Source organism: Micromonospora sediminimaris, from assembly GCF_016863575.1.
GTDB lineage: Bacteria > Actinomycetota > Actinomycetes > Mycobacteriales > Micromonosporaceae > Micromonospora > Micromonospora sediminimaris.
In genome coordinates this window covers 19,905-32,152 of sequence record NZ_BOPD01000030.1, presented here as the reverse complement: position 1 = coordinate 32,152, position 12,248 = coordinate 19,905, and the positions used below count along the sequence as shown (strand labels likewise).

11 protein-coding genes are annotated in these 12,248 nt (G+C 71.3%); 6 read left to right on the top strand and 5 right to left on the bottom strand.

What is annotated here, in order from left to right:
• Positions 1-58 precede the first annotated feature (58 nt).
• On the bottom strand, positions 59-805 hold the full coding sequence (locus Vse01_RS22640; RefSeq protein WP_093410231.1) for an amino acid ABC transporter ATP-binding protein: 747 nt from the start codon (positions 803-805) through the stop codon (positions 59-61).
• A gap of 187 nt (positions 806-992) precedes the next feature.
• Here Vse01_RS22640 and selD point away from each other — a divergent pair, with 187 nt between their 5' ends.
• Both selD and Vse01_RS22630 read left to right on the top strand, forming a co-directional pair.
• Positions 993-1,982, top strand: a complete 990-nt coding sequence (gene selD / locus Vse01_RS22635) for a selenide, water dikinase SelD (RefSeq protein ID WP_093410234.1) — start codon at positions 993-995, stop codon at positions 1,980-1,982.
• Positions 1,983-2,197: 215 nt separating this feature from the next.
• On the top strand, positions 2,198-2,677 hold the full coding sequence (locus Vse01_RS22630) for a hypothetical protein (RefSeq protein ID WP_093410236.1): 480 nt from the start codon (positions 2,198-2,200) through the stop codon (positions 2,675-2,677).
• A gap of 3 nt (positions 2,678-2,680) precedes the next feature.
• On the opposite strand, the gene Vse01_RS29670 is transcribed toward Vse01_RS22630, so the two are convergent.
• Complete coding sequence (locus Vse01_RS29670) at positions 2,681-2,812, bottom strand: hypothetical protein (RefSeq protein WP_275415524.1); 132 nt, start codon at positions 2,810-2,812, stop codon at positions 2,681-2,683.
• Positions 2,813-2,815: 3 nt separating this feature from the next.
• On the opposite strand from Vse01_RS29670, the gene miaB reads away from it, so the two are divergent.
• A complete protein-coding gene (gene miaB / locus Vse01_RS22625; protein WP_093410423.1) occupies positions 2,816-4,333 on the top strand; it encodes a tRNA (N6-isopentenyl adenosine(37)-C2)-methylthiotransferase MiaB in 1,518 nt (505 codons plus the stop codon).
• A 398-nt stretch (positions 4,334-4,731) separates the two neighbouring features.
• On the opposite strand, the gene Vse01_RS22620 is transcribed toward miaB, so the two are convergent.
• Positions 4,732-6,171 carry a pectate lyase family protein gene (locus tag Vse01_RS22620; protein ID WP_093410238.1) on the bottom strand — a complete coding sequence of 480 codons (1,440 nt, stop codon included), beginning with the start codon at positions 6,169-6,171 and terminating at the stop codon, positions 4,732-4,734.
• Between the two features lie 428 nt (positions 6,172-6,599).
• Entirely contained in the window at positions 6,600-7,808 is a 1,209-nt protein-coding gene (locus Vse01_RS22615) for a DUF349 domain-containing protein (RefSeq protein ID WP_093410241.1), read from the bottom strand.
• Positions 7,809-8,070: 262 nt separating this feature from the next.
• On the opposite strand from Vse01_RS22615, the gene Vse01_RS22610 reads away from it, so the two are divergent.
• The 3 genes from Vse01_RS22610 to dapF are packed head-to-tail and all read left to right on the top strand — an operon-like array spanning position 8,071 to position 10,566.
• Positions 8,071-8,802 carry a class III extradiol dioxygenase subunit B-like domain-containing protein gene (locus tag Vse01_RS22610; protein ID WP_093410244.1) on the top strand — a complete coding sequence of 244 codons (732 nt, stop codon included), beginning with the start codon at positions 8,071-8,073 and terminating at the stop codon, positions 8,800-8,802.
• Positions 8,787-9,716, top strand: a complete 930-nt coding sequence (gene miaA, locus Vse01_RS22605; RefSeq protein WP_373870704.1) for a tRNA (adenosine(37)-N6)-dimethylallyltransferase MiaA — start codon at positions 8,787-8,789, stop codon at positions 9,714-9,716. Before Vse01_RS22610 ends, miaA begins: the two co-directional genes overlap by 16 nt.
• Before the next feature lie 7 nt (positions 9,717-9,723).
• Complete coding sequence (gene dapF / locus Vse01_RS22600) at positions 9,724-10,566, top strand: diaminopimelate epimerase (RefSeq protein WP_093410250.1); 843 nt, start codon at positions 9,724-9,726, stop codon at positions 10,564-10,566.
• An 81-nt stretch (positions 10,567-10,647) separates the two neighbouring features.
• Here the strand turns inward: dapF and Vse01_RS22595 are convergent, their stop codons facing one another.
• Positions 10,648-12,120 (bottom strand): NAD-dependent malic enzyme, encoded by a 1,473-nt coding sequence (locus tag Vse01_RS22595; RefSeq protein ID WP_093410252.1) that lies wholly within the window; start codon positions 12,118-12,120, stop codon positions 10,648-10,650.
• Positions 12,121-12,248: the final 128 nt, after the last annotated feature.

Sequence of the window (12,248 nt, the reverse complement as noted above, 5' to 3'; positions counted from 1 at the left end):
CTGATCTCCTTCTTCGACTGGAGCCGGCCGGGTCACGGCCCGCCCCACTACCGGACGCCTAGTGGGTGAGGATCTTGGAGAGGAAGTCCTTGGCGCGCTCGCTCCGCGGGTTGGCGAAGAACTCCGTCGGAGCGGCATCCTCGACGAGCTTGCCGTCGGCCATGAAGATGACCCGGTTGGCGGCGTGGCGGGCGAAGCCCATCTCGTGGGTGACCACCACCATGGTCATGCCGTCGCGGGCTAGCGAGGTCATCACGTCCAGCACCTCGCCGACCATCTCCGGGTCCAACGCGCTGGTGGGCTCGTCGAAGAGCATGGCCTTGGGCTGCATGGCCAGCGCGCGGGCGATCGCGGCGCGCTGCTGCTGGCCGCCGGAGAGCTGGGCCGGGTACTTGTCGGCCTGGTTGGCGATGCCGACCCGGTCGAGCAGGGCGAGACCCCGCTCGCGGGCCGCCGCCGGCTTCTCCTTGCGGACCTTGATCGGGCCGAGGGTGACGTTCTCCAGGATCGTCTTGTGCGCGAAGAGGTTGAACGACTGGAACACCATGCCGACCTCGCTGCGCAGCTTGGCCAGGGCCTTGCCCTCGGCCGGCAGCGCCTGCCCGTCGAAGGTGATGGTGCCGGAGTTGATCGGCTCAAGCCGGTTGATGGTGCGGCACAGGGTCGACTTGCCGGAGCCGGAGGGGCCGATCACCACGACCACCTCGCCCCGCCCCACCGACAGCGAGACGTCGTCCAGTACGTGCAACGGCCCGAACCATTTGTTGACCGAGTCCAGCACGATGAGCGGTTCGCCCGTCGCCACGTCGTCTGTCCTCCTCGTCGCTGTCGGGAGTCGGTCGACCCCCGGTAGCGGCCACTGTAGGCGGGGTGAAGTGGCGGAACACAACTCAGATGGTCACGGAGCGGTAACACCATGGATGATCCGACTCCGGCGTCCGAATTTGACCCGCCGGCTGGCGTCCCGCCCGGGTGACGGAGATCATGAGGAGATGACCGAGCCCGTGCGGTTGACCCGGTACGCCCGTGGCGGCGGCTGTGCCTGCAAGATCCCGCCGGGCGAGTTGGAGGCGATGGTCGCCGATCTCGGGCCCGCCGCCGGCACCGCCGAGCTGCTGGTCGGGCTCGACCACGGCGACGACGCCGCAGTGGTCCGGCTGGATGAGCGCACCGGCCTGGTGACCACCGCGGACTTCTTCACGCCGGTGGTCGACGACGCGTACGACTGGGGTCGGATCGCCGCCACCAACGCCCTGTCCGACGTGTACGCGATGGGCGGCACTCCGCTTGTCGCGCTCAACCTGCTCTGCTGGCCGCGCGAGGTGCTGCCGCTGGACCTGGCCCGGGAGGTGCTGCGCGGCGGCCTGGACGTGGCCCGCGCAGCCGGATGTCATCTTGCCGGCGGGCACAGCGTCGACGACGACGGCCCGAAGTACGGCCTAGCCGTCACCGGGCTGGTCCGGCCGGACGAGCTGATCACCCTGGACGCCGGGCGGGCCGGTCTGCCGCTGTCGCTTACCAAACCGCTCGGCGTCGGCGTGCTCAACACCCGCCACAAGAGCACCGGCGAGAGTTTCCCGGCGGCGGTGGCGGCGATGACCACGCTGAACCGGGACGCCGCGCGGGCGGCGGTGGCGGCGGGCGTGCGCTGCGGCACCGACGTGACCGGATTCGGTCTGCTCGGCCACGCGTCGAAGCTGGCCCGGGCGAGCCGGGTGACGGTGGCGATCGACACCGCCCGGATGCCGTACCTGGATGGTGCCCGCGAGGCGGTCCGGGACGGGTACGTCAGCGGTGGTTCCCGCCGCAACCTGGAGTGGGTGACCCCGTGGACGGACTTCGGCGCGGCGACCGAGGAGGACCGGCTGCTGCTGGCCGACGCGCAGACCTCCGGCGGGCTGCTGATCGCCGGGGAGATACCGGGCGCTCCGGTGATCGGTGAGCTGCTGCCCCTCGGCGAACACCGGGTCGTCCTGCGCTGAACGCAGGTTTCGGTACGCGTGCCGTTGCGTGGGAACGCGCACCATACCCGATAAACTGTCATCTTCCCGCTACCTGGAGCGATGATGCTCTGGGAAATTTGGGCCAGAATGGTCACAGACCGGTAACTTGCCCCCGGCTGGGGGCAAATGCCCCCCACCATCGTCGTATGGCCCGATCCGGAGGCCGGTGGGGACGAGCACAGCGAGGAGACGGCATGACCGAGCTGTGGAACTGGAGAATTGACCAGGTACGACCGGTGGAGGTCTACCCGGCGCTGGCCGACGCGCTCGGTCGGGTGGTGATGCCACTGGCGGTGGCGGATCCGCTGCGGCTGCCGACGTACGCGGTGGTCTGCGACGTCTGGCAGGCGCCGGGGGAGTTCGCCACGATCGTGGACTGCTACGGCGTACCTGACGAGTTGCCCGAGCTTCCCAGCATCGCGGCGCTGGCCCGGCTGCTCGGCCGCAACTGCCTGCTGCGGGACGACACGCTCGACGACACCCGGCACCTGCTGGTCGCTCCCGACGGCAGCATCCGCCCGGTGCACTTCGACGTGCGGGAGACCGACGACGGCGAAGTGCTCAGCGACCGCCGGCTGTGCACCGAGGCGGACCCGCGCTGCCGGGGCTGGTCGCGCTGCCACCGCTCCCGCTGGGCGCCCGACTCGGTCAACCCCGCCCTCGCCGCCGCCTGAGCCTCAGTTGCCGGCCGGCGCGGCGGGTCGGCTGCCGGCGCGCACCATCGACTCGTCGAGCAGGGCGCGGGTGGCGGCGGCGAACGGCTTCTCCTCGTTTGCGTCCGACAACTCAAGCCCGGCTACGCTGTGCACGTCATGACTACCGCAGCGGCGGGCGGCCCGCGCACCTACCAGGTGCGCACCTACGGCTGCCAGATGAACGTGCACGACTCCGAGCGCATCTCCGGCCTGCTTGAGCAGGCGGGGTACGTCCGCGCGGGCGAGGCCGAGGACACCCCCGACGTGGTGGTGTTCAACACCTGCGCGGTCCGGGAGAACGCGGACAACCGGCTCTACGGCAACCTCGGTCACCTGCGCCCGGTCAAGAACCGGCACCCGGGGATGCAGATCGCCGTCGGTGGCTGCCTGGCCCAGAAGGACCGGGGCGACATCGTCCGCCGGGCACCCTGGGTGGACGTGGTCTTCGGCACCCACAACATCGGCTCGCTGCCGGTGCTGCTGGAGCGCGCCCGGCACAACGCCGCCGCCGAGGTGGAGATCCTCGAAGCCCTCGACGTCTTCCCGTCGACGCTGCCGACCCGCCGCGAGTCGACGTACGCCGGCTGGGTGTCGATCTCGGTGGGCTGCAACAACACCTGCACCTTCTGCATCGTGCCGTCGCTGCGCGGCAAGGAGAAGGACCGCCGTCCCGGCGACATCCTCAGCGAGGTGCGGGCGCTCGTCGACGAGGGCGTGCTGGAGGTGACCCTGCTCGGGCAGAACGTCAACTCCTACGGCGTCGAGTTCGGCGACCGGTACGCGTTCGGCAAGCTGCTGCGCGCCTGCGGTGAAATCGACGGGCTGGAGCGGGTCCGGTTCACCAGCCCGCACCCCAAGGACTTCACCGACGACGTGATCGCGGCGATGGCCGAGACACCTAACGTCTGCCCCTCACTGCACATGCCGTTGCAGTCCGGCTCCGACGACGTGCTGCGCGCGATGCGCCGGTCGTACCGGTCGGAAAAGTACCTGGGGATCATCGAGAAGGTCCGCGCCGCCATGCCCGACGCGGCGATCACCACCGACATCATCGTCGGCTTCCCCGGCGAGACCGAGGCGGACTTCGAGCGCACCCTGGACGTGGTCCGGGAGGCGCGGTTCTCCTCCGCCTTCACCTTCCAGTACTCCAAGCGCCCCGGCACGCCGGCCGCGACCATGGACGGTCAGTTGCCCAAGCCTGTCGTGCAGGAGCGGTACGAGCGGCTGATCGCCTGCGTCGAGGAGATCACCTGGGCGGAGAACAAGAAGCTCGTCGGCGAGGTGGTCGAGGTGCTGGTCGCCGTCGGTGAGGGCCGCAAGGACGAGCGCACCGGCCGTCTGTCCGGTCGGGCCCGCGACGGCCGCCTGGTCCACTTCGCCACCGGTGGTGCCGGCGAGCCGGGGGACGCCGAGTCGATCCGGCCGGGCGACATCGTGCACACCACGATCACCTACGCCGCGCCGCACCACCTCAACGCCGACGGTGCGCCGCTGTCGCATCGCCGTACCCGCGCCGGTGACGCGGCCGAGGCAGGTCGCTCACCGCGTACCCCCGGGGTGCTGCTCGGGCTGCCCACGATCGGCGCGCCGGCAGCGGCGCCCGCGCCGACGACCGGCTGCGCCGTCTCGCCCTGAGCCAGGTCGGCCTGTCTCCGAGCTCAAGCGTCCGCACGCAGGCGGCCATCCTGCTGGATCCGCTGGTAGCTGTCGTGGTCGAACCCGCCACGGCCTCCCGGAGAGTGCTGCTGTCCGGCGGCGTGCCCGGCCGGGCCACCACCTACCACCGTGCGTCCTTTGCTCTGCTTCAACCCGCGCAACGGTGAGCGAGCGAAACCATTGCGCGGAGTGAAGCAGAGCAAAGGAGCCACCACACATACCCCGGCGGAGCCCGGCTGCGGCCAGGTCACGCAGCTCTGGGCGGCCTGTGTCGAAGTCCGGGGCCGGCCGGCGGCGGGCCTCGCGCGACGCCCGGCTGGACGCCGCCTGGACTCCGCCTCGACCGAGGACTTCGACACAGGCCCTGACCCCTACGGTCAGACCGAGATCCGACCGGCGCCTGCGCCGCCCGTCACGATCGACTTGACGTTGCTCGGGGTGTCCAGGGTGTACGAGTACGGGATGCCGGCGACGCTGCCGCCGGTCTGGCCGCTGCCCGAGTTGACGAAGTGGTTGTTGCGGGCCACCAGGGAGCCCGGGCCGGAGCTGCCCTCGCCCAGGTGGTACGGGTCGGGGGTGTTCTCGAAGTAGTTGCCCTCGACAAGCACGCCGGCGTTCATCGTGGACGCCACGCCGTAGCCGCGCACGTTGCTGTAGTAGTTGTTGTAGACGTGCACCGGGTTGCCGAAGCGGACCCGCGGGTGGCGCTGGTTGCTGCCGTCGAACCAGTTGTGGTGGTACGACACCCGCAGATGGCCGACGTCCTGGCTGGCGTTGTCGTCGCTGTGCCCGAGCAGCATCGACTTGTCATGGCCGTAGACCCGGTTCCAGGACACGGTGATGAAGTCGGAGCCGCGCTTGATGTCGACCGCGCCGTCGTAGCCGGCGGTGAAGGTGTTGTGGTCGATCCAGATGTTTGTGGCCGACTCCTGGACGTTGATCGCGTCATCGTCCCAGTTCCGGAAGGTCAGGTTCCGGATGATGACGTTACGGTCGCCGTTGATGTTGAAGCCGCAGCCGGCGATCGTGGCGCCTGAGTTGCCGAGGATCGTCTTGTTGGAGCGGACCCGCAGCATCCCCGAGCAGTTGATGGTGCCGGAGACCCGGATCACCGCCGCGCTGCTGGAGTTGAGCGCGCTGGTCAACGCCGAGGCGTTGGTGACGGTGGTGGTACCGGCATTGCCGCCGCCGGTGGTGCCGCCGTTCTGGGTGGCCCAGCCGACCAGCCCGGTCTGCGGGCCCGGGTTGGGCGGGGGAGTGGGATTGGTGCCGCCGCTGAGGCGCACCAGCTGCCACCGCTGGTTGGCGCCGTCCAGATCGGCGTACTGGGAGATCATCGCCCCGTCGGCCGTGGACCATCCCCACAGGTCGAGGACCTTGTTGCTGTGCCGGTTGACGAACCGCACGTCGCCGTTGGCGGAGTCCGCGAGCCGCCAGTGCTGCTTGGTGTCGCTGCTCGCCGTGACCTGGGTGACCTGCACCCCGTCGTTCGAGTTCGGGATGGCGACGACCTTGCCGGAGTGCCGGTTGCGCAGCTGGTAGTAGCCGCTGCCCACGTCGACGAACTGGAACTGCTGGTTGTTGCCGTCGAGACGGCTGAACTGCCGGATCTCACCACCGTCGGCGGTGGACCAGTTCCACAGATCCATGGCCTTGCCGCTGTGGCGGTTGACGAACACGTAGTAGGCGCCGGTGTCGACGGTCGCGGCGGCGGCCGGAGCGACGGTCACCGCGACGGCGGCGGCGGGCAGCGCGACGGCCGTCGCGGCCAGCACCGCCAACCGTCGCGTCAGGCGAGGCTTGACGTCTGCAAGCACGGTTTGTTCTCCTCATCCTCGATAAATGGGACGGATCGGATGACGCGTCGCGCACCGGCCGAACCGGCGATCACGGCCGGCCCGGACCGGTCCGTGACGTGGGCGGCCACGGCGGTTGAGGGGGTGGCGTGGGCCGTGGCGGACGCCCGGATGCGTCACCCGGTGCGGTCGGCAGGGGGTACGCCCCGGCGGTGGAGGCTGCCGTGCCCGGCGGCAGCGATGCCGTGGCGGTCGCAGGATGCGCCCTGCCGTGGGATGAACTGGTCGGAATGGCTCCCGCGCCCTAGCCCTGGGGAGGGCAAGCGCTTTCCCAGGTAATCACAGATCGACGTCGATGTAAATGTCGTACGCTAACATCGCGGCGACCTGCGAAAAGGACGATGCCCCCGGCTCCCGCGTGGGAGAGCCGAGGGCATCGGACGTACGGCTCAGCCGGCCTGCTCGGCCAACTGGAGGAACTGGCGCTTCGAGGCGAGCGCCTGCTCGGCCTCCTTGATCCGCCGGGAGTCACCTGCGGCCTGCGCCCGCGCCAGCCGCTCCTCTGCCTCCGCGACCTGCGAGCGCATCTGGGCCAGCAGCGGATTGTCCTCCCGGCTGGTGCGCCGCCAGGCCGAGTCCATCACCTCGCGGACCTTCTCGTCGACCGCGCGCAGCCGGCGCTCCAGCCCGGCGGCCGCCTCGCGCGGCACCCGACCGGCCTCGTGCCATTGCGCCTGGATCTCCCGCAGCTTCGCCTGGGCGCCCTTCGGGTCGCCGTCGATGTCGAGCGCCTCGGCCTCGGCGAGCAGTGCCTGCTTGCGCTCCAGGTTGGCGCGCTGCTCGTTGTCCCGGGCGGAGAAGACCTCGCTACGCCGGCTGAAGAAGGAGTCCTGGGCGGCCCGGAACCGCTCCCAGAGCCGCTGCTCGGCCTCCTTCGACGCGCGCGGCGCGGCCTTCCACTGCGTCATCAGGTTCTTGAGGTGGTTGGCCGTCGCCGCCCAGTCGGTTGATTCGGCGACCTTCTCGGCCTCGGCGACCAGCTCCTCCTTGACCGTCTGCGCCTGCTTGCGCTGCGCGTCGAGGGAGGCGAAGTGGGCACCCCGGCGGCGGGTGAAGCCGTCCCGCGCGGCCGCGAACCGCTTCCACAACTCGCCATCGGTCTTCTTGTCGACCCCTCGAATGGTCTTCCACTCGTCGAGGATCTCCTTGAGCCGGTCACCGGCGGTCTTCCAACCGGTCGACTCGGCAGCCAGCTTCTCGGCCTCCTCCACCAGGGCGGTCTTGCGGGCGAGGGCCTCGACGCGGGCGGCCTCCTTCGCCGCCCGGGCCTCACCGGCCTTCTCCTCGGCCACGGTGGCGAGCTTGTCGAGCCGGGTCGCCAGGGCGTCGATGTCGCCGACTACGTGAGCCTCGGGGAGGGAAGCACGGATCCGTCGGATGGTGGCGAGCGAATGGTTGGCGTCCGCCGCACCGGAGTTGAGCCGTGCCTCGGTCAGGTCCACCTCGGTCACCAGGTCGGCGAAGCGGCGTGCGAAGTGTGCCAGCCCTTCCTCCGGTGCTCCCGCCTGCCAGGATCCGACCACCCGCTCGCCTTCGGCGGTCTTGACGTAAACGGTGCCGTCCGCGTCCACCCGTCCGAAGGCAGTCCAGTCGCTCATGTGCCCATCCTCGTTCTCCCGGCACCAGGGAGCAGTCTCCCGGGCGCCGCCACGGCGCAGCCAAGTTTCTCCGGGCATTGTCACAGGTGCGCCCCGGTCCGCGTCGAGCGCCTATCGCCGACCGTGACCATACGGTGTCCTAGGGCCGGTCTGGGCCATCCGACCGGCGTGCCGCTTTCGACCGTACGGCGTACGTGCGGCGCGGTCGTCCTTCCCGGCGGCACGCGGCCACGCTGCCGGAGCGGACCGCTACGGTTGCCTGGTGCCACTGGTCGCCGCCGCCGTCTGTCCCCACCCGCCGCTGCTCATCCCCGAGATCGCCGGTGCCGCCGCGTCCGAGCTGGACGACCTGCGCGCCGCCTGTGACGCCGCCGTCGCCCGGCTGCTCGACTCGGAAGCGCGGACCGTCCTGGTGATCGGGGCCGGCGACCGCGGAGCCGACCTCGACTCTCCGTTCCGGGGCAGCTTCGCGCCGTGGGGGGTGCCGCTTGAGGTACGCCTCGGCGACCACCCCGACGGATTGGTGGGCAGCGACCATCTCCCGCTCAGCCTGCTGGTCGGCGCCTGGCTGCTCGGCCGGCGACCGCCGGCCAGGATCCGGGGCATGAGTTGGCGGATGACGACGGTCGGGGCCACCGACCCGGTCGAGACCTGCGCCGAACTCGGTGCCCGGCTCGGCCCGGACCAGCCGTGGGCGCTGTTGGTGATGGGGGACGGTTCGGCCTGCCGGGGTGAGAAGGCGCCCGGCTACGCCGATCCGCGCGCCGAGGCGTACGACGAGACGGTCGCGCGAGCCCTGGCCGACGCGGACGGCGACGCCCTGCTCGGCCTGGACCCCGCCCTGTCGACGCAGCTCAAGGTCGCGGGACGGGCGCCCTGGCAGGTGCTCGCCGGTGCCGCGCGAGCAGCGGGTGGTCGCTGGCGTGGCGAGTTGCGCTACCACGCCGCGCCCTACGGGGTGGGCTACCTCGTGGCGAACTGGGAGCGGCCGTGACCGCCCCGGGCACCGTGGTCGCGGTCGTCGGGCCGACGGCGGCCGGCAAGTCGGCGCTGAGCATCGCGCTGGCGCACGCGCTCGACGGTGAGGTGGTCAACGCCGACTCGATGCAGCTCTACCGAGGCATGGACATCGGCACGGCCAAGCTCACGGTCGCCGAGCGTGACGGCGTACCACATCACCTGCTCGACATCTGGGAGGTCACCGAGCCGGCCAGCGTGGCGGAGTACCAGCGGCTCGCCCGGGCGGCGGTCGACGACGTCCTCGCCCGGGGCCGGGTGCCGCTGCTGGTCGGTGGGTCCGGGCTGTACGTGCGGGCGGTGCTGGAACAGTTCGAGTTCCCCGGCACCGATCCGGCAGTGCGACAACGCCTGGAAGGCGAGTTGGCCGCGCTAGGGCCGGCCCCCCTGCACGCGCGACTGCGCGACGCCGACCCGGTCGCGGCGGCCGGCATCCTGCCCGGCAACGGCCGGCGCATCGTGCGCGCGCTGGAGGTGATCGAGCTGACCGGGGGGCCGTTCACCGCGGCGCTGCCGGAGCCGACGCCCTACTACCCGGCGGTGCAGATCGGCGTGGACCTGGACACCGCCCTGCTCGACGAGCGGATCGCGATGCGGGTCGACCGGATGTGGGCGGACGGGCTGGTCGCGGAGACCCGGAGACTGGTCGAGCGCGGCCTGCCGCACGGACGTACCGCGAGCCGGGCGCTCGGCTACCAGCAGGTGCTGCGTTTCCTGGGTGGGGAGCTGACCGAGACCGAGGCGTACGACGAGACGGTCCGGGCCACCCGCCGCTTCGTCCGCCGCCAGCGCTCCTGGTTCCGGCGCGATCCTCGGGTGCACTGGCTCGACTCGGCCGACCCGGGGCTGATCGGGGCCGCGATGCGGATCCTCGGTGCGGCTGCGCAATGATGGGAGCGTGGAGTTCACCAAGGGGCACGGCACCGGCAACGACTTCGTGATCCTGCCTGACCCGGACGGCGCGCTCGACCTGACGCCCGAACTGGTGGCGGCGATCTGCGATCGGCGGCGTGGTCTCGGCGGGGACGGCGTGCTGCGGGTGGTCCGCGCCGCGAAGCACACCGACGGCGCCGCCCTGGCCGGCGAGGCCGAGTGGTTCATGGACTACTGGAACTCCGACGGCTCCTTCGCCGAGATGTGCGGCAACGGTGCCCGGGTCTTCGTCCGGTACCTGCTGGCGAACGGGCTGGTCGTGCCGTCCGGCGAGGCACTGCCGGTGGCCACCCGGGCCGGCGTGGTGCGGGCACGGGTCGAGGGCGACGCCATCGCCGTCGAGATGCAACGACCCCGGCTGTACGGTGCCTCCGCCGCCGCCCTGGGCGGGCTGACCCTGCCCGGCACGGCGGTGGACGTCGGCAATCCCCACCTGGTCTGCTCGGTACCCGCCGGACTGGACCTGGCCGGGCTGGACCTGACCCGCGCCCCCGACATCGACCCGGCGGTCTTCCCCGCCGGGGTGAACGTCGAGTTCACCACCGCCGGCGCGCCGGTCTCCGGCGTCGACGCACACGTGCTGATGCGCGTCCACGAGCGTGGCTCCGCCGAGACGCTCTCCTGCGGCACCGGTGCCTGCGCGGTCGCCGCGGTGGCCCTGCGCGACGCCGACCAGGAGACCGGGACTGTCGCCGTGGACGTCCCCGGCGGCCGCCTCACGGTGACCGTCACCCCCGACTCCTGCTGGCTCTCCGGTCCCGCCCTCCTCGTCGCCACCGGCGAACTCACCCTCCCACCCCTGACTTAGCGTTGATCATGAGGTTGGCGGCGATCTCTTCAGCTGCCGTCGACCTCGTGATCAACCTGGGCGGTTGGGGTCCGAGGTCCGTCAGGGGGTGGCGGAGGCGGAGGCGGCGATCTCGGGCAGGTCGGCCGGGCCGGGGTCGGCGGCGGGCGGTGGGGTGACTGTGGGGTTCTGGGCGGCGGCGCGTACGGCGGCGGCGACCGCCGGAGCGACCCGGGAGTCGAAGACGCTGGGCACGATGACCGTGGGATTGATCTTTTCCTCGCCCACCACGTCCGCGATGGCCCGGGCGGCGGCGATCGCCATCTCCTCGGTGAACTCCTCGGCGTGCGCGTCGAGCATGCCGCGGAAGACGCCGGGGAAGGCGAGCACGTTGTTGATCTGGTTCGGCTGGTCGGAGCGGCCGGTGGCGACGACCGCGGCGTGCTTGCGCGCCTCCCGGGGGTCGACCTCCGGGTCCGGGTTCGCCAGCGCGAACACGATCGCGTCCTTCGCCATGGTGGCGATGTCGTCGCCGGTGAGCAGGTTCGGGGCACTCACCCCGATGAAGACGTCGGCGCCGGCGAGCGCACCGGGCAGGTCACCCGAGTAGCCGTCCCGGTTGGTGTTCTCGGCCAGCCACCGCCAGGCCGGGTTGAGATCGGTCTGCCCACGGTGCAGGGCGCCCTGCCGGTCGTACGCGATGATGTCGCCGACACCCTGGCGCAGCAGCAGCTTCATGATCGCAGTGCCGGCGGCGCCCGCGCCGGAGACGACCACCCGTACGTCCGCGAGCTGCTTGCCCACCACGCGCAGCGCGTTGGTCAGCGCGGCCAGCACGCAGATGGCGGTGCCGTGCTGATCGTCGTGGAAGACCGGGATGTCCAGCGCCTCGCGCAACCGGGCCTCGATCTCGAAGCACCGCGGCGCGGCGATGTCCTCCAGGTTGATCCCGCCGTACGCGGGCGCGATGGCCTTGACGATGGCGACGATCTCGTCGGTGTCCTGCGTGTCGAGCACCACCGGCCAGGCGTCCACCCCGCCGAAGCGCTTGAACAGCGCCGCCTTGCCCTCCATCACCGGCAGCGAGGCGGCGGGACCGAGGTTGCCCAGCCCCAGCACGGCCGAGCCGTCGCTGACCACCGCCACCGTGTTGCGCTTGATGGTCAGCCGCCGGGCGTCCGCCGGGTTGTCGGCGATCGCCTGGCAGACCCGGGCCACCCCGGGGGTGTACGCGCGCGACAGCTCGTCCCGGTTCCGCAGGGCGACCTTCGGACTCACCTCGATCTTGCCGCCGAGGTGCAGCAGGAAGGTACGGTCGGAAACCTTGCGCACGTCCACGCCGTCGAGCGCGCTCAGCGCGTCGACCACCTGGTCGGCGTGACCGGCGTCGGCGGTGTCGCAGGTCAGGTCGACGATCACGTTCGTCGGATCGGAGTCGACCACGTCCAGCGCGGTGACGATCGCCCCGGCCTCACCCACCGACGTGGTGAGCCGGCCGATCGAGGAGGCGTCGGCGGGCACGGCGATCCGGATCGTGATCGAGAATCCGGCACTGGGCAGTCGGGTCGTGGCCACGCAGGTCCCTCCGTCGGCGCTGAACGGCTCGTCCGCATTTCTACTCGCCCGCCCCGGGCAGCCGGCAGCCGCCCCCGCTCTCGCCGATCGGCGGGCGGGCATATACCAGGTGCAGCGGGCGTTGACAC

Coding starts and splice junctions, on each gene's coding strand:
- selD (WP_093410234.1), top strand. CDS start 993: ATGACCGAGCCCGTGCGGTTGACCCGGTACGCCCGTGGCGGCGGCTGT.
- Vse01_RS22630 (WP_093410236.1), top strand. CDS start 2,198: ATGACCGAGCTGTGGAACTGGAGAATTGACCAGGTACGACCGGTGGAG.
- miaB (WP_093410423.1), top strand. CDS start 2,816: ATGACTACCGCAGCGGCGGGCGGCCCGCGCACCTACCAGGTGCGCACC.
- Vse01_RS22615 (WP_093410241.1), bottom strand. CDS start 7,808: ATGAGCGACTGGACTGCCTTCGGACGGGTGGACGCGGACGGCACCGTT.